17 protein-coding genes are annotated in these 15,721 nt (G+C 65.5%); 11 read left to right on the top strand and 6 right to left on the bottom strand.

What is annotated here, in order from left to right; translation table 11 throughout:
* The first annotated feature begins 46 nt into the window (after positions 1-46).
* From CFB34_RS07310 to CFB34_RS07300, 3 genes are read left to right on the top strand one after another with little or no spacing between them, the layout of a single operon-like run.
* Positions 47-1,129 carry an AraC family transcriptional regulator gene (locus CFB34_RS07310; RefSeq protein ID WP_089443069.1) on the top strand — a complete coding sequence of 361 codons (1,083 nt, stop codon included), beginning with the start codon at positions 47-49 and terminating at the stop codon, positions 1,127-1,129.
* Positions 1,089-1,772, top strand: a complete 684-nt coding sequence (locus CFB34_RS07305; RefSeq protein ID WP_242808578.1) for a hypothetical protein — start codon at positions 1,089-1,091, stop codon at positions 1,770-1,772. The genes CFB34_RS07310 and CFB34_RS07305 overlap by 41 nt, the downstream gene beginning before the upstream one ends.
* Entirely contained in the window at positions 1,769-2,371 is a 603-nt protein-coding gene (locus CFB34_RS07300) for a hypothetical protein (protein WP_089443070.1), read from the top strand. Before CFB34_RS07305 ends, CFB34_RS07300 begins: the two co-directional genes overlap by 4 nt.
* Before the next feature lie 21 nt (positions 2,372-2,392).
* Here the strand turns inward: CFB34_RS07300 and CFB34_RS07295 are convergent, their stop codons facing one another.
* The 3 genes from CFB34_RS07295 to CFB34_RS07285 form a co-directional block, all read right to left on the bottom strand.
* Positions 2,393-2,842, bottom strand: coding sequence for a DUF126 domain-containing protein (locus CFB34_RS07295; RefSeq protein ID WP_089443071.1), 450 nt, complete (start codon positions 2,840-2,842; stop codon positions 2,393-2,395).
* Positions 2,835-4,082 carry an aconitase X gene (locus tag CFB34_RS07290; RefSeq protein WP_089443072.1) on the bottom strand — a complete coding sequence of 416 codons (1,248 nt, stop codon included), beginning with the start codon at positions 4,080-4,082 and terminating at the stop codon, positions 2,835-2,837. The genes CFB34_RS07295 and CFB34_RS07290 overlap by 8 nt, the downstream gene beginning before the upstream one ends.
* A 188-nt stretch (positions 4,083-4,270) precedes the next feature.
* Positions 4,271-4,699, bottom strand: a complete 429-nt coding sequence (locus tag CFB34_RS07285) for a MarR family winged helix-turn-helix transcriptional regulator (RefSeq protein WP_089443073.1) — start codon at positions 4,697-4,699, stop codon at positions 4,271-4,273.
* A 90-nt stretch (positions 4,700-4,789) separates the two neighbouring features.
* Here CFB34_RS07285 and CFB34_RS07280 point away from each other — a divergent pair, with 90 nt between their 5' ends.
* The 5 genes from CFB34_RS07280 to CFB34_RS07260 all read left to right on the top strand — a co-directional run bounded on the left by CFB34_RS07280 (position 4,790) and on the right by CFB34_RS07260 (position 10,432).
* Positions 4,790-5,710: a LysR family transcriptional regulator gene (locus CFB34_RS07280; RefSeq protein ID WP_089443074.1), complete on the top strand. Its 921-nt coding sequence runs from the start codon at positions 4,790-4,792 to the stop codon at positions 5,708-5,710.
* A gap of 81 nt (positions 5,711-5,791) precedes the next feature.
* The gene (locus CFB34_RS07275) at positions 5,792-6,223 is read left to right on the top strand and encodes a MarR family winged helix-turn-helix transcriptional regulator (protein ID WP_089443075.1); all 432 of its coding nucleotides are present in this window, start codon (positions 5,792-5,794) and stop codon (positions 6,221-6,223) included.
* 64 nt (positions 6,224-6,287) lie between these two features.
* Positions 6,288-7,382 (top strand): HlyD family secretion protein, encoded by a 1,095-nt coding sequence (locus CFB34_RS07270; RefSeq protein WP_089443076.1) that lies wholly within the window; start codon positions 6,288-6,290, stop codon positions 7,380-7,382.
* 13 nt (positions 7,383-7,395) lie between these two features.
* Entirely contained in the window at positions 7,396-8,970 is a 1,575-nt protein-coding gene (locus CFB34_RS07265; RefSeq protein ID WP_089443077.1) for a DHA2 family efflux MFS transporter permease subunit, read from the top strand.
* Between the two features lie 19 nt (positions 8,971-8,989).
* The gene (locus CFB34_RS07260; RefSeq protein WP_089443078.1) at positions 8,990-10,432 is read left to right on the top strand and encodes an efflux transporter outer membrane subunit; all 1,443 of its coding nucleotides are present in this window, start codon (positions 8,990-8,992) and stop codon (positions 10,430-10,432) included.
* Between the two features lie 50 nt (positions 10,433-10,482).
* On the opposite strand, the gene CFB34_RS07255 is transcribed toward CFB34_RS07260, so the two are convergent.
* From CFB34_RS07255 to CFB34_RS07245, 3 genes are all read right to left on the bottom strand, one after another.
* A complete protein-coding gene (locus CFB34_RS07255) occupies positions 10,483-10,665 on the bottom strand; it encodes a hypothetical protein (protein WP_069250984.1) in 183 nt (60 codons plus the stop codon).
* 6 nt (positions 10,666-10,671) lie between these two features.
* Entirely contained in the window at positions 10,672-11,304 is a 633-nt protein-coding gene (gene yfcF / locus CFB34_RS07250; RefSeq protein WP_089443079.1) for a glutathione transferase, read from the bottom strand.
* Positions 11,305-11,447: 143 nt separating this feature from the next.
* Complete coding sequence (locus CFB34_RS07245) at positions 11,448-11,858, bottom strand: TIGR02594 family protein (RefSeq protein WP_089428115.1); 411 nt, start codon at positions 11,856-11,858, stop codon at positions 11,448-11,450.
* A gap of 183 nt (positions 11,859-12,041) precedes the next feature.
* Between CFB34_RS07245 and CFB34_RS07240 the strand changes: the two genes are divergently transcribed.
* From CFB34_RS07240 to CFB34_RS07230, 3 genes are all read left to right on the top strand, one after another.
* Complete coding sequence (locus CFB34_RS07240) at positions 12,042-12,953, top strand: LysR substrate-binding domain-containing protein (RefSeq protein WP_089443080.1); 912 nt, start codon at positions 12,042-12,044, stop codon at positions 12,951-12,953.
* Between the two features lie 128 nt (positions 12,954-13,081).
* The gene (locus tag CFB34_RS07235; protein ID WP_089443081.1) at positions 13,082-14,398 is read left to right on the top strand and encodes an MFS transporter; all 1,317 of its coding nucleotides are present in this window, start codon (positions 13,082-13,084) and stop codon (positions 14,396-14,398) included.
* Between the two features lie 12 nt (positions 14,399-14,410).
* Complete coding sequence (locus CFB34_RS07230) at positions 14,411-15,652, top strand: amidohydrolase family protein (protein WP_089443082.1); 1,242 nt, start codon at positions 14,411-14,413, stop codon at positions 15,650-15,652.
* Positions 15,653-15,721: the final 69 nt, after the last annotated feature.

Below are 15,721 nucleotides of genomic sequence, written 5' to 3'. Positions count from 1 at the left end.
ATCGTAGGCGCGCGCCGCCTTGAACGTGAGGGGGCAAACAGCCATAATGCTTGTCATTTCCGGCCAAGACGACATGACCTCCCCTCTCGCCAAGGACCGCCTCGGGCTGCGCCGGCCGACGATTCCGATCGCCTATCCGCGCCTGTTGCTGCAGGCGCTGGCCGCACGCGGCGTCGATCTGGCCGCCGTGCGCGCCGGCACGGGCCTGCGCGATGCGGTATTGGCCGAACCGGACGCGCGCGTCGCGCCGTCGCAATGGGGTCGGCTCGTGCTCAATGCGATCGAGATCGGCGGCGATCCGGGCATCGGGCTCGCGTTCGGGCTGCTGCTGAAGCCGACCGTGCACGGCTTTCTCGGCTATGCGACGCTGACCGCGCGGGACATCCGGGAAGCGCTCGCCGTCACGCAGCGCTACTTCCGGATGCGCAATCGCCAATATCGGCTGACCTATGCAGAAGACGAATGCGGCGCGACGCTCGAACTGCACGGCGTGCAGGCCAGCCCCGTGCTGCAGCATCACGTGATGTTCGAATTCGTGTTGACCGGGCTTGCGCAGAACATCTCTCAATGGGCCGGACGCACGTCGCCGCCGATCAAGCTGCAATTCGCGTGGCCGGAGCCGCCCTATTTCGCGCGCTATCGCGATCAGTTGCCGCCGGTCGAATTCGGCTGTGCCGCCAATGCGCTGTGGATCGCGCGCGACGTGCTCGACTGGCCGCTGCCGCTCGCCGACGAAGTCGCCCACCGGCAGGCGCTCGTGCAGGTGGAGCGCGAGTATGCGCAGGTGCGTCAGGAGGAAGGCGATCTGGTCGAACGCGTGCGCGCAGAGCTGGCACGCGGGGCTGGCGAATATCCGGGGCCGGAGACGCTCGCCGACGCGCTGCTCGTGTCGACCCGCACGCTGCGGCGCCGGCTCGAGGAAGCCGGATCGAGCTATCGGCAATTGCTCGACGAAGCGCGGTTTCGCGACGCGAAGCAGTTGCTTGCCGCGTCGGATCTCGACCTGAAGACGATCGCCGAGCGGCTGCAATTCACCGACCCGGCGAATTTCACGCGCGCGTTCCGGCGCTGGGCCGGGCAGACGCCGAGTGCGTATCGGGACGCCGCCGCGGGCACGTCGCACGAATGACGCGGGGCTGCGGGCGGCACGACGTGCCTGCGCGGAATTTCATCGGTATGATCAATGCCACGCCAAAGCGGCGCCCACCGGCGCACTCTCCCGCCCCATGCCCAATCACACCACCCTGATCGACGCGACGATCGACCGTATCGATACGAACCTCATTCGTGTCGCGTCCGATAGCAAGAAGGTGCCGCTGTATCGCCTGACGATGCAGGGCACGTGCTACTTCATCGCGGCGGACGATATCGATGCGGAGGCGTTCAAGCAGATCGATCGATTGAAGCCCGGGATGGCGGTGCGTGCGTGTGTCTTCGACGATCGCGGTCGCCGCAGCATCGCGTGGATCAAAGGCAACGACGTCGCAATCGCTCCTTACAACGTGTTCAGACAAAAGAGCAGCAACGTGTCGCTCCTCATCTGGGCGTCATGCATCTTCATGCTGAGCCTGCTGATCGACGGCGCCGCCTTCAAATCGGGCTGGGCGTTCGTCGGCGCGGTGACCCTGGTCGTCGGCATCATCAGCCTGCTGGGCACCCTGCTCGCGATCGCCGGCCTGTCCGAACTGGTCTTCCGGCCCCAGCGGCGCGAAGCCCAGGAAAAGTGGCAATACGAACCGGCCGGTTTCACGGCGGAAAAGAGCAACGGATGAGCGATCGCACCATGCAGATCGCGTCGGGTTGCGTGACGTCGGTCAGCCAGAACACGATCAGTACGAAGATCTGGAGCAACAACCTCGGCATGACCACGCAAAGCCTCGAGGAGATTGCGCTCCAGCTCGACACGGTCGACGCACCGCTCACGCTCAGGACGGACAGCACGCGAAGCGTGTTCATCGTCGCGGGCGACCGGTTGACCGTTGCATACACGCAAGATCGGGATCGCCGAGCCATCTACGCTATCCGCAACGCGACCGACGGCTCGGTGTATCTCGTTCGCACCGCGAAAGTCGCGGCTGCCCGCATGGATATCGTCGTAACGATCGGCATGCTGGTCGCCATGGCCATCACCATCGGCCTCGTGTCCGCGACGGAACGCAGCACGGACAGCGTGCTGGAGATATCCACGTGGTTCGGCGGCGCCGCGATCGCGCTCTTCCTGCTGAGCACGATCCTGCGCACCGTGTTCGGCGCAATCTTGTGGCCCGAGATCCGGCGGCTCAGGCAGCCAGGCGGCAAGCGCGAGATGAATGCTGCCCGGCACGCACTGTCGCTCTCGAACGAAGAAACGTCGCACATTCGCTTCATCTGAGCCGATCCCGCGCACGAAACGTCAGAGGTCGACGCAAATCCGCGCACCGCCATCCCCCTCTCCCGCTTCGATCCGCACCTCCCCCGTCGCGGCGGCGATCGCGTCGTACACGTCATCGGTCACGCACACCACCGGCACCGCGATCGCATACAGTTCGGCCGCCACGATCGCGCCGATCGAGATGATCAGGTCGCGCTCCTTCAGCACGATCGCGACCGGCCCGGTGCCGTTGCGCACGGCTTCCGCGAGCACGCTGCTGCTCGAACTCGAGCCCTTCGCGTGCGGCATCACCATCACCTTGCCGGCGAGGCTCGCACCGGCCTGCGGATGGCCGCGATCGACGATCTTTCCCGCACCCGAGTCGTAGCCGCCCCAGAAGCTGAGCGGCTTGTCGAGCACGAACGGGCGCGCGCACGCGCTGCCCGGCACGAGCGTGTCGCCCGTCAAACCCTTGCGCGTGGCTTCAGTCATCGAATCGCACCTTTCCTTCGTACGCCGAACGCACGCATTCGCGCATGCTGCCGTACGCGACCGTCACGCCGATGTTCGCGGGCGCATACGACGCCCATTTCCCCGAATTGGTCATCACGAGCCCCGACAGTTGCTTCATCACCGGCGTGATGTACGTGCAGGTATCGACGACGATCTGGATGCCGCGTGCCGCGAATTTCTCCGCGAGGCCGGCCTCCTCCAGTTCCCACAGGATGAATCGGCTCGTGTTCACGTAGAAATCGCAGGCCGGCCTGCCGTCGAATGCATCGAGCAACGTATCGAGCGTGCGGAATTCGGCCAGCGAGAAATGCGGCGTACCGAGCGCTACCGCGACGAGTGCATCGCCGGCCGCGCCGTGGTTCAGCGTGCGGCGAATCTCATCGAGATCGGCCATCGTGACATCGACCGTGCGTGGCGCCGCTTGTCCGTGCAATGCGGCGTCGAGCGTAGGCGCTTCCGGTGTCACACCGACCGCATGGAACAGCGCAACGGCCCCGCTCGACGCGGCGGCCGCGCCCAGTGCCTTGAGTTCGTCTTCCGTGGTGTCCGCCGGCAGCCCGACGATCGCCGGCACGACCGCGCCCGCGATCCTGCCGATCAGCAGCCCGAGTGCGGCGAAATAGATGTCGCGCGAGGCCAAGCGACTGAATTCCGGTGCGTTGAACACGATCCGCGCGGCGCGATTCGCTTCGACATGCAGCCCCGCATACGGCGCACGCCCGGTGATCGCAGCGGCCAGGTCGAGAAAATCGCCGTAGCGGCTCGTCCGCGCGCCGAGCACCGAGTTCGCGAACACGATCGCGTTCGATTCGGCCCACGCGATCTGCTCGCCTTTCGCGGGACGGTTCTTCAGTTGGTACGGCGCGCACGTGAAGCTCGATTCGCAGCCGAGCTGCAGATGCGCATCCATCAGGCGCTGCGCATCGCGCTGGATCGTGCGGTCGCCGTGGTACAGCTCCGGATGGATCAGGTCGAGCGACCCGACGTTCAGCGTGGTCGGCACCGCGACCTTCGCGCCGGTGTCGACGAAATACTCGACGAAGTCGAGGCTGGTCTGGCCGTGGTAAAGGCAGCCGTCGATATGGGCGGACGTGATGTCGATCAAATGCGGCGCGGACATCACGTGCGCCGTGCGCGCGACGATCCGCATCGCGCGCGCGACGCCCTCGCCGAAATCCCCGCGCAGCATCGCGCTGTCGCGGTCACTCAACTGCAGCATCGGTTGCTCCTCTGACGCGTGCCGGCGGCGCCGGCTCGTGAAATCCGTCAGGGGACTCTACAACTGGAAATAAAAACTGTCCAGATCAGCACTTAACCGGACATTTTCAAAAACCAATTTCCACCCTTGAGCGGCTTTGAAGCGACCAATGGCTCGAATTCAGCTCCAGTTTGCCGCCAGCCAGCTGTCTAGCGTTCCGAGGTCACGCTGAACAGCTCGTCGCGCAGCGCCTTCGCGCGATCGCGGCCGAACTGCGTCTCGAATTCGTCCTGCGCGGCCTGCCAGGCGACTTTCGCTTCAGCGAACGTGCGCTCGCCCAGCTTCGTGAGGCTCAGCGCATGCGCGCGCGCGTCGTGCTCGGACGCGGCCGTCGCGACAAAGCCGTCGCGCTGCAGCGGCTTGAGCGCGCGCAGCAGCGTCGTGCGATCCATCACGAGCGCATCGGCGAGTTCGCTCATCAGCAGGCCGGGCTGGCGCGTCAGGTTCGCCATGATCGAGAACTGGGCGGGCGTGACGCCGACTGGGGCCAGATGGCGTTCGTACAGTTGCGTGACAAAGCGCGCCGCCTGACGCAGCGCGAGGCAGTTGCACGCCTGGGCAATCGAGGTGTCGTTCATGTTTCGCAATTTATATGTGCATATGCATAAAGTCAATGTACACTCCGCCGTAACCAGGCCGGCGGCCGGCCTCGCGTCAAGGAGACGGACATGGACTACATCGACAAGCTGCGGATTTTCCGGTCGGTGGTGGAGATGCGCAGCTTCACGCGCGCCGCCGACATGCACGGCCTCGCACGGCCGGTCGTGTCGCGCGCGGTCGCGGATCTGGAAGCGCGCTTCGGCAGCCGGCTGCTGCACCGGACCACGCGCCAGGTGTCGCTGACCGAAACGGCCGAGCGCATCTACGAGCGCTGCGCGGCCGTGCTCGACGAACTCGACTCGCTCGAGGCGGAAGCGCAGTCGCCGACGCGCGAGCCCGAAGGCCTGCTGCGGCTCGTCGCGCACACGACGGCCACGCTGAACCGGCTGGTGCCGCTGATCGCCGGCTTCAAGGCCGCGCACCCGAAAGTGCGCCTCGACGTGACGCTGACCGAGCGCCCCATCGATCTCGTCGGCGAAGGCTACGACATCGGTATCGTCGTCCCGTACATGCTGACGAACGAATCGACCGTCGTGCGGCTGATCGAGCGGATTCCGCTCGTGATCGTCGCGACACCCGCGTACCTGCGCGCGCATTCGCGCCCGGTCGCGCCAGCCGATCTCGCCGATCACCCATTCGTGCCGATGTCGCCGTCTCTGCGCCGGCCCGCGCTGTCGTTCCGCGTCGACGGCAACACGCTGACCGTGCCGTTCCGCTTCGACATCTCGTCGAACAGCCCCGTCTTCAACCGTGAAATGGTGATGCACGACTTCGGCATCGGCGTCGTGCCGAAGACGCTCGTCGATGCCCAGCTTGCGTCAGGCGCGCTCGTGCAGTTGCTGGCCGACGCCGATCTCGTCGATGCGTTCGTCGAGATCAAGCTCGCCTACGCGAACCGCGCGCTGCTGCCCGCGAAGGTCAAGACGTTCATCGACTACACGGCCGCTTATTGCGACCGCGAAGGCTGGATCGTTCCGGCGGCCGCCTGACGCCGATTGGTACAGCCGCGACAACAATCTGATCGTGCCCCGCCGCTCGCTTCGAGCCGCATTGCCTCCTAACATGTGTACATGCACAAGATGACGCTCACCGATGACGATTGCTTCGCGGTCCGGCAAGCCGCCCGACGAATCTCGCAGTTCTACGAGCGCTATCTGTCGCGGGCGGGCGTGACGCCGTCGCAGTACAGCATTCTCGCGCTGCTGCGCGACCGGCCCGGCCTGACGATGGCGACGCTGTCGACCGTGCTGGTGATCGAACGCACCGCGCTGCTGCGCGCGCTCAAGCCGCTCATCGGCGCGGCGCTGGTGGCGGGCCAGATCGAGCCGCGGTGCCGCCGCCAGACCTTCGCGCTGACCGCGCACGGCGAAACGAAGATCGCCGACGCGCACGTGCACTGGCTCGCCGCGCAGGAAGCGTTCGAGCAGCGGTTCGGGTCGACGCAGGCGGCCCGCCTGAGAGACGAATTGTTCCGGATCACGCACAACCTGCCGGAACGCTAGCCCCTTCCCCGATCGACGACATGCCGTCGATCGACTTGATAAGTGCATATACATAGGTGAATCGATGGATACGACCCAAGCCGCTGCCTCATCCCGTGAAGCAGCCACACTCGACCAGCCCGCGAAGCAACAGCGCCGCGTGCCGTGGATGCGCATCGCGGTGGGTGCCGTCGTCATCGTCGTCGCCGCCGCCGCGCTCGACTGGCTGTTCGTGCTGCGCTTTCAGGAAAGCACCGACGATGCGTATGTCGGCGGCGACGTGACCGTGCTGGCGCCGAAGGTCAACGGCTTCGTCGACAAGATCCTCGTGACCGACAACCAGCGCGTGAAGGCCGGCGACGTGCTCGTGCAACTCGATGCGCGCGACTACGACGCGAAGCTCGCACAGGCCAGCGCCGAAGTCGACAGCGCGCGCTCCGCGGTGACCGAACTCGAGGCGAAGCAGCAACTGCAATTCGCGGTGATCGGCCAGCAGGCGGCCGAGAAGAATGCGTCGTCGGCCGAGCTGACGCGTGCCGCGTCGGACCGCGTGCGCTATCGCGAGCTCGTGAAATCCGACGCCGTGTCGAACCAGATCGTCGAACGCGCGGACGCCGACTATTCGAAGGCCGGCGCCGCCGTCGACCGCAGCGACGCCGCGCTGCTCGCGTCGAAGCGGCAGCTCGACGTGCTCGGTGCGCAGCTCGCCGATGCGCGGGCCCGCGTGAACACCGCGCTTGCCGCGCAGCGTGTCGCCGCGCTCAACGTCGAATACACGACGATCCGCTCGCCGGTCGACGGCTACGTCGGCAACCGCACGGGCCGCGTCGGGATGCTCGCGAACGTCGGCGTGCCGCTGCTGACCGTCGTGCCGGCGTCCGGCCTGTGGATCGACGCGAACTTCAAGGAAGACCAACTGCGCAAGATGCACGCGGGCGATCGCGTCGACGTATCGCTCGATGCGTCGAACACGAAACTGCACGGCCGCGTCGACAGCCTCGCGCCCGCCACCGGCGCGACCTTCAGCGTGCTGCCGCCCGAGAACGCGACCGGCAACTTCACGAAGATCGTCCAGCGCGTGCCCGTGCGCGTGCATCTCGATCCGCAGCCGGGCCTCGAGCAGGTGCTGCGCCCCGGGCTCTCCGCGGTCGTGACCGTGCATACCGATCACGCGAACTGAACGGGAGCCGACGATGACCACCGCGTTTTCCGGCGACCCGGCGTCGCAACCGACGAAGCAGCGCGTGTTCGCGTTCGCGCTGATGTGCGTCGGCTTCTTCATGGCGACGCTCGACATCCAGATCGTCGCGTCGTCGCTGCGCGACATCGGCGGCGGCCTGTCCGCCAGCCAGGACGAACTGTCGTGGGTGCAAACGGCCTACCTGATCGCCGAGATCATCGTGATCCCGATGTCGGGCTGGCTGTCGAAAGTGATGTCGACGCGCTGGCTGTTCGCCGCATCGGCGGTCGGCTTCACGATCACCAGCATGCTGTGCGGCGTCGCGTGGGACATCAATTCGATGATCCTGTTTCGCGGGCTGCAGGGTGCGCTCGGCGCCGCGATGATCCCGACCGTGTTCACCACCGCGTTCGTGCTGTTCCCCGGCAAGCAGCGGCTGATCGCGTCGACGACCATCGGCGCGCTCGCGTCGCTCGCCCCGGCGATCGGCCCCGTGATCGGCGGCTGGATCACCGATCAATGGTCGTGGCACTGGCTGTTCTACCTGAACCTCGTGCCGGGCATCGCGGTGGCTGCGCTCGTGCCGCGCTACGTGCACATCGACGAACCCGACCTCAGCCTCATCAAGCGCGGCGACTATCTCGGCATCATGCTGATGTCCGGTTTCCTCGGCTGCCTCGAATACGTGCTGGAGGAAGGCCCGCGCAAGAACTGGTTCGGCGACGACGCGATCGTGATCTGCGCGTGGATCTCCGGCATCTGCGGTTTCCTGTTCATCGTGCATGCGCTGACCGCGAAGGATCCGATCGTCGACCTGCGCGCGCTCGTCGTGCGCAACTTCGGGATCGGCAGCCTGCTGTCGTTCGTGACCGGCATCGGGATCTTCGTGACCGTGTTCCTGACGCCGCTGTTTCTTGCGCAGGTGCGCGCGTTCAGCTCGCTGCAGATCGGCATCGCGTTGCTGTCGGTCGGCGCGTTCCAGCTGATTGCGCTCTGCGCGTATGCGTTCGCCGCGCGCTACTTCAGCCTGCGCGCGCTGCTCGTGTTCGGGTTGATCTGCTTCGGGCTCGGCTGTTACCTGTACACGCCGATCACGCACGACTGGGGCTGGCGCGAACTGCTGCTGCCGCAGGCGCTGCGCGGCATCGGCCAGCAGTTCAGCGTGCCGCCGATCGTGACGATGGCGCTCGGCTCGCTGCCGCAGTCGCGCCTGAAATCGGCGAGCGGCCTGTTCAACCTGATGCGCAATCTCGGCGGGGCGATCGGCATCGCGGTGAGCGCGACGATGCTCAACGACCGGCTGAACTTTCACTACCTGCGCCTGAACGAGCACGTGAGCGCCGGCCAGCCGCAGATCGCGTCGCTGCTCGATCGGCAGGCTGCGTACTGGACGTCGGTGGCCGGCAACACGCTGGACACCGCGCAAGCCGGGCTCGCGAACCTGCATCACCTGATCTATCGCGAGGCGCTCACGCTCACCTATGCCGATGCGTACTACGCGCTGTCGCTGTGCTTCGTCGTCGCGCTGCTCGCGGTCGTCTTCTCCAAACCCATTTCCCTGAACGCGCCGCCGCCGGACGCGCACTGAGGTTGAGGTCATCCCCATCATGAAAAAACTTCTCGTCGCCCTCGCCGTCAGCGCACTCGCCGCCGGATGCGCGGTGCAGCCCGCGCAGCATCCGGCGCTTCAGGATTCGGTTCGGACGCTCGCGCCGGACGCATGGGACACCGATGTGCCGCGCGCGGACATCGACGCCGCCGCGTGGTGGGCGCAATTCCACGATCCCGCGCTCGACCGGCTGATCGCCACCGTGCTCGACGGCAACCTCGATCTGCAGGCCGCCGCCGAACGCGTGAAGCAGGCGCAGGCGCTGACCGTGCAGAAGCGCGCAGTGCTGCTGCCCGAACTCGATGCGACCGCGCATGCGGCCGACGCACGCCAGAACACGCCGCCGCCGCTCGGGTATGTGCGGCAGGCGGGTGCCGGGCTCGCGTTGAGCTGGTCGCCGGATGTGTTCGGCGGTGAACGGCTCGATCTGCTTGCCGCTCAGGCCGAGCTCGTCGGGCAGAAGCATGCGGAAGATGCGATGCGGCTCGCGCTCGCGGCCGATGCGGCTTCCGCGTATGTCGATCTGCGCTGGGCGCAGCAGGAATTGAAGATCCTGCAGGACAACGCGAAGATCCGGCAGCATGCGCTCGAACTCACGCGCAAGCGGCAGACGTTCGGGCTGTCGACCGAGCTTGACGTCACGCGTGCGCAGAACCAGCTCGATGCGCTCGAAGCGCGGATTCCGCCGACGCAGGCGCAGATTGCGCATCAGCTCAATCTGATTGCGGTGTATTCGGGGAGGACGCCGGAATCTGTTGATCGGCTGGTGCTCGCGCAGGCGGGGGAAATTCCCGCGCCGCCGGTTGGCGCACCGGGTACGTTGCCTTCCCAGGCGTTGCTGCGGCGGCCTGATGTACTGACCGCGTATGCGCAGGTCGAGCGGCGGGCCGCGCAAGTCGGTGTGGCAAAGGCCGAGCGGTATCCGAAGTTTTCGTTGAACCTGACGGACGGGATTCTGGCGGCTTCTTATCTCGGGTTGCCGACGTTGACCGATAACCTGTTCAGTGCGGCGTTGAGTGCGACGAGCCCGATCTTCAATGCGGGGCGCATTACCGCCGACATCTCGCAGAGCGAAAGCCGGATGCGCGAGTCGGAACTCGGGTTACGGCAGACGATGCTGCAGGCGCTGAGGGAAGTCGAGGATGCGCGGGCGAATCTCGTCAGTTCCGATGAGGCGACGCGCAGGCTGGGTAGCGCGCTGGCTGCGTCGGACAAGGCGCTTGGGTTGGCGAATCAGCTCTATAAGGGCGGTGCGACGGATTTTCTGGATGTGCTGTCCGCGCAGGAGGTTTATCTGCGGGATTCGGATTCGCTGAATCAGGTCAAGCGCGAACATGCGCTGGCGGCGGTGGCGCTTTATCGGTCGCTCGGGGGTGGGTGGAGCAGGAATGACGCGGCGGGTGGGCCGCCGACGGAATCGGAGGAAGTGGCGAAGAACTAGGCGGGATCACGACAGGGCGGCGGCTTCCATACTTGCCGGCGCCCCGCTCTTCAGCCGCACGATCCGAGACATTGGACCGTCGTCAACGCAATCGAGTAAGCCACGATCCACGCAATACCCAATCCGACGATCACGGTGACGATACGCGTGATGAGTTTGTGCCAGAACCGGACCGCAACAAACACGCCTGCCGCCAACAGGAGCACCATGAGGATCGGCCAGATCACGTTCATGGCGAATTACAACGGCGGCCGCTTCAGCTTCACCCAGCGCTGCACCGACGGCCGTTCCCACTGCGCACGTGCATAGTCGGCGAGGCGCTGCGGCACCGGATCGTCATTCAGCACCAGACGGTTCAGCATCACCGCCAGGTCGACATCCGCGATGCTCCACTCGCCGAACAGGTTCGACGCGCCCGGTGCAAGCAGCTTGTCGGCGGCCACGAACAGCTTCTGCGCGGCGGCCTGCGCGAGACTCGACAGCGGCTCGCTCGACGGCCCGTAGAACAGCACTTCGGTCGACCGCTCCGTCCGCACCGGCATCAGGTCGCTGCGCAGCCACGCCTGCACCTGTCGCGCCCGCGCACGCTGGCGCGGCTCGACCGGATAGAGCCGCGTGCCCGGGAAAGTCTCGTCGAGATACTCGGTAATCGCCGACGATTCCGACAGCGCGAAATCGTCGTGGACGAGCGTCGGCACACGTTGCGTCAGCGACGTCGCCGCGTAGTCGGGCGCGAAATGCGCGCGGTTGCCGAGGTCGACGGTCACCAGTTCGTAAGGCAACGCTTTTTCCTCGAGCGCCACGAAGACCGACATCGCGTAAGGGCTCGTGTATTGCGTATCCGCGTAGAGACGGAGATGACCGGTTTGCACTGCAGGCTCCTTGTGGGTGCGGAGGCCGGTGGCGGCGCGTTGATGCGCCGACGGGCTCCGGGTGGGTCGATGCGGTTGTGTGACAGGTTAGCAGCGGCCGGTTACGCGGCGCTCGTGGTTTTGTATGGGCTGTTGCTGCGTCGTCACGCGGCGTCGGGCCAGCGGTAGCCGATCACTTCGTTCAACGGGTACGCGAGTTCGCGTACTTCTTCCAGCTGATTGCCGCCGAAGAGATACACCTGCTCGTCATCGTGACGCAGGTAGAAACCGACGTGCCCTTTCCAGCTCGCGGGATCGTCGCGGGTCAGGATTGCAATGCAGCCGTAGACCGGGCGTTCCAGCGGCCTCCCCCATTCGAGCCACGAACGCGCAAGCGCCGAGCCCGTGCCGCGTATGCCGGCGTGCGTCATGCACCAGTTGACGAAGGACGAACACCAGGAAATCTTGTCGTCGTAGCCGACCAGGTTCGTCTGGTTGTTGTATTCGACGATGCGCGGGTTGATGCTGCCGGGCGGATGGCGGCGGATGCCGAGTTCGGCCATCGCGACGGGCATCCACGGCGGATGGGCGGCGTCCGGTTTGCTCTCAGGGTTGAATAGGGTCACGTCGTTCTCGGGCGAGTGTGTTGTGCGGTCAATCTTCGCATGAATGCGGTGACTGGCGCACCCTGCTTCCTTGTGATTTCCTTTCGATCCGCTCGTATCATATCGGCAGCCTCCTCGACCTCCCAAGCTGCCATGCGCATCACGCCCCTGCCGCCCCTTCAGTGCCTCATCGCGTTCGAAGCCGCCGTGCGGCATGCGAGCTTCACGCGCGCGGCCACCGAGCTGCATCTGACCCAAAGCGCGATCAGCCGGCAGATCCAGCAGCTCGAGGAATTCCTCGGCCGCTCGCTGTTCGTGCGCGAACATCGTTCGCTGCGGCTGACGATCGCCGGCGAGCAATACGCCGCGCAGGTGCACCATCTCCTCACGCAATGCGCGGAAGCCACGCACGATGTAATGAAGCCCTATGGCGATCTCGAACTGACGATCGCATGCTCGTCGGGCGTTGCGCTGCTGTGGCTCACACCGCGCCTGCCCGCGTTTCGCGCCGCCTATCCGGACATCAAGCTGCGGCTGATCGTGCGCGACGGGCTCGCGTCGATGTCGCCGGCGGAGTTCGACGTGGGTGTGTACTACGTGCGTCAGCAGGCGCCGGCCGAATACACCGCGCGCCGCCTGTTCGACGAGGAAGTGTTTCCGGTCTGCTCGCCCGGCTATCTGGCCGGCCGCACGCTCGACGCAGCCGATCTTGCGAACGAGACGCTGCTGCGTCTCGAGGATGGCCAGCGCCAATGGATGTCGTGGTCCGAATGGTTCGACCAGAACGACATCGACCGGCAGAAGGCACGGCCGCAGGACATCACGATCAATTCTTATCCGCAGATCGTACAGATGACGATTCTCGGCCAGGGTGTGTCGCTCGGCTGGCGCTACATGATCGACGCATGCATCGAGGCCGGCCTGCTCGTGCGCGTGACGGAAGCATCCGCGAGCCACGGCGGCGGCTACTACGTGATCTCGCCGAACGACCGCGCGCAGAACCACGCCGCACGCCTGTTCACACGCTGGCTGTTCGAACAGGCGGAGAAGCAGACCGCGTCCTGATTGCGATGCATGCGCGTAGCGCATGCGTGCATGCAAATCTTTCGTTTCAGAAAAAAATCGCGCTGTCCTTAGCATGGGTTCACGCGGGGCAGCCGTCCCGCCTTCTGATTCCGATAGAGGAAGAGACCATGCAAGGAACGCTTTCCCCGCGCGCCGCGCCTGCCGTCGATGCGGCAGTGCAGCAGCGCCGCCGCGCCATCGTCGCGACCGTGATCGGCAATGGTCTCGAATGGTTCGATTTCACCGTCTACAGCTTCTTCGCGGTCATCATCGCGAAACTGTTCTTTCCGACCGGCAACGAACTGACGTCCGTGCTGCTGACCGTCGCGACGTTCGGCGTCGGCTTCTTCATGCGGCCCGTCGGCGGCATCGTGCTCGGCATCTACGCGGACAAGGTCGGGCGCAAGGCCGCGCTGTCGCTCACCATCCTCATGATGGCCGCCGGCACCGCGCTCATCGGGCTCGCGCCGACCTACGAACAGGCCGGCATCGCCGCGCCGCTGCTGATCGTCGTCGCGCGGCTGCTGCAAGGCTTCTCGGCCGGTGGCGAGATGGGCGGCGCCACCGCGTTCCTCACCGAATACGCGCCGCCGGAGAAGCGTGCGTACTACTCGAGCTGGATCCAGTCGAGCATCGGCTTCGCGGTGCTGCTCGGCGCCGCGACCGGCACCTTCGTCACGACGTCGCTCGACACGCAGGCGCTGCATAGCTGGGGCTGGCGGCTGCCGTTCCTGCTCGGGATCATCGTCGGGCCCGTCGGCTACTACATCCGCAGCCATATCGACGAGACGCCCGCCTTCAGCGCCGTCGAAGCGCAGGCAAAAGAAAGCTCGCCGCTGAAGGCAGTGCTGTCCACCTACCCGCGCGAGACGTTCGCGAGCTTTTCGATGGTCATTCTGTGGACCGTCTGCACCTACGTGCTGCTCTTCTACATGCCGACGTATTCCGTGCGCACGCTGCATCTGCCGCAATCGACCGGCTTCGCGGCCGGCATGGTCGGCGGGCTGATGATCATGTGCTGCTCGCCGATCGTCGGCCGGCTCGCCGACGTGTGGGGACGGCGCGTATTCCTGTCCGGATCGGCGCTGGCCATCTTCTTGCTCGCGTGGCCGATGTTCGCGTGGATCAACCATGCGCCCGGGTTCACGTCGCTGATCGTGTTCCAGGCCGTGTTCGGCGTGCTGATCGCGACCTACACGGGGCCGATCCTCGCGGCGTTCGCCGAACTGTTCCCGACCAAGGTGCTGTCGACCGGGCTGTCCGTTGCGTACAACTTCGCGGTCACGATCTTCGGCGGCTTCGCGCCGTTCCTGATCACGTGGCTCATCGCCCGCACTGGCAGCAACATGGCGCCGGCCTTCTACGTGACGCTCGCGGCGGCCGTCAGTTTCATCGGAACGCGCTTCGTGAAGGACGCCAAGCGGGCGGCTTCCGTCAATCGATAAGGATCTCTATCCATGACCATTACCGTGCTGCAAGGCGGCAACGTACTCGATCTCGAACGGGGCGTGCTGCTCGACCATCATCATGTCGTGATCGACGGAGAACGGATCGTCGAAGTCACCGATCGGCCGGTGGATTTGCCGAATGCGCAGGTGATCGACGTGCGCGGCAAGACCGTGATGCCGGGATTCATCGATTGCCATGTGCATGTGCTGGCTTCGAATGCGAACCTCGGTGTGAATGCGACGCAGCCGAATATTCTTGCCGCGATTCGGTCGTTGCCGATTCTCGATGCGATGTTGTCGCGCGGGTTCACCAGCGTGCGCGATGCTGGGGGCGCAGACTGGAGTTTGATGCAGGCGGTCGAAACCGGGCTGGTGTCGGGGCCGCGGATTTTTCCGTCGGGAAAGGCGTTGTCGCAGACCGGCGGGCATGGGGACTTTCGGCCGCGCGGGGATTTGCTGGAGCCTTGTTCTTGCTGTTTCAGGACGGGGGCGATTGCTCGGGTGGTGGACGGGGTCGAAGGTGTGCGGCTTGCCGTGCGTGAGGAGATTCAGAAAGGCGCGACGCAGATCAAGATCATGGCGTCAGGTGGCGTGGCTTCGCCTACCGACCCGATTGCGAACACGCAGTACTCCGAGGACGAGATTCGGGCCATCGTGGATGAGGCCGAAGCCGCGAATACGTATGTGATGGCGCATGCGTATACGGGGCGGGCGATTGCTCGGGCGGTGCGGTGTGGGGTTAGGACGATCGAGCACGGGAATCTCGTGGATGAGGCGGCGGCGAAGCTGATGCGCGAGCATGGCGCGTTTGTCGTGCCCACGCTTGTCACTTATGACGCGCTGGCCAAACACGGCGCGGAGTTCGGGATGCCGCCGGATTCGGTGGCAAAGGTGGCTTCCGTTCAGCAGAAAGGCCGCGAATCGCTGGAAATCTATGCGAACGCCGGCGTGAAGATGGGGTTCGGGTCGGATCTACTCGGGGAAATGCACGCGTTTCAAAGCGGAGAGTTTCGGATTCGGGCGGAGGTGCTCGGGAATCTGGAAGCGCTCAGGTCGGCGACGACCGTCGCGGCGGAGATCGTCAATATGCAGGGGCAGCTTGGGGTGGTGGCCGTGGGCGCGATCGCCGACCTCGTCGTGCTGGATGGGAATCCGCTTGAAGATATCGGAGTCGTGGCCGATGAAGGCGCGCGGGTCGAGTATGTGTTGCAGCGGGGGGCGCTTGTGAAGCGGCAAGCCGGTGGGCGTTGATTTGATGATTTGACGCCATTCGGCTGTTTCGGCAGGCGCCGTGTCGCCTCACGGACCTTGCGGTCGTGA

Source organism: Burkholderia sp. HI4860 (genome assembly GCF_002223045.2).
GTDB lineage: Bacteria > Pseudomonadota > Gammaproteobacteria > Burkholderiales > Burkholderiaceae > Burkholderia.
This window is presented reverse-complemented; position numbering and strand designations above follow the sequence as displayed.

Coding starts and splice junctions, on each gene's coding strand:
- CFB34_RS07310 (WP_089443069.1), top strand. CDS start 47: ATGCTTGTCATTTCCGGCCAAGACGACATGACCTCCCCTCTCGCCAAG.
- CFB34_RS07300 (WP_089443070.1), top strand. CDS start 1,769: ATGAGCGATCGCACCATGCAGATCGCGTCGGGTTGCGTGACGTCGGTC.
- CFB34_RS07295 (WP_089443071.1), bottom strand. CDS start 2,842: ATGACTGAAGCCACGCGCAAGGGTTTGACGGGCGACACGCTCGTGCCG.
- CFB34_RS07290 (WP_089443072.1), bottom strand. CDS start 4,082: ATGCTGCAGTTGAGTGACCGCGACAGCGCGATGCTGCGCGGGGATTTC.
- CFB34_RS07285 (WP_089443073.1), bottom strand. CDS start 4,699: ATGAACGACACCTCGATTGCCCAGGCGTGCAACTGCCTCGCGCTGCGT.
- CFB34_RS07280 (WP_089443074.1), top strand. CDS start 4,790: ATGGACTACATCGACAAGCTGCGGATTTTCCGGTCGGTGGTGGAGATG.
- CFB34_RS07275 (WP_089443075.1), top strand. CDS start 5,792: ATGCACAAGATGACGCTCACCGATGACGATTGCTTCGCGGTCCGGCAA.
- CFB34_RS07270 (WP_089443076.1), top strand. CDS start 6,288: ATGGATACGACCCAAGCCGCTGCCTCATCCCGTGAAGCAGCCACACTC.
- CFB34_RS07265 (WP_089443077.1), top strand. CDS start 7,396: ATGACCACCGCGTTTTCCGGCGACCCGGCGTCGCAACCGACGAAGCAG.
- CFB34_RS07260 (WP_089443078.1), top strand. CDS start 8,990: ATGAAAAAACTTCTCGTCGCCCTCGCCGTCAGCGCACTCGCCGCCGGA.
- CFB34_RS07255 (WP_069250984.1), bottom strand. CDS start 10,665: ATGAACGTGATCTGGCCGATCCTCATGGTGCTCCTGTTGGCGGCAGGC.
- CFB34_RS07245 (WP_089428115.1), bottom strand. CDS start 11,858: ATGCCCGTCGCGATGGCCGAACTCGGCATCCGCCGCCATCCGCCCGGC.
- CFB34_RS07240 (WP_089443080.1), top strand. CDS start 12,042: ATGCGCATCACGCCCCTGCCGCCCCTTCAGTGCCTCATCGCGTTCGAA.
- CFB34_RS07235 (WP_089443081.1), top strand. CDS start 13,082: ATGCAAGGAACGCTTTCCCCGCGCGCCGCGCCTGCCGTCGATGCGGCA.
- CFB34_RS07230 (WP_089443082.1), top strand. CDS start 14,411: ATGACCATTACCGTGCTGCAAGGCGGCAACGTACTCGATCTCGAACGG.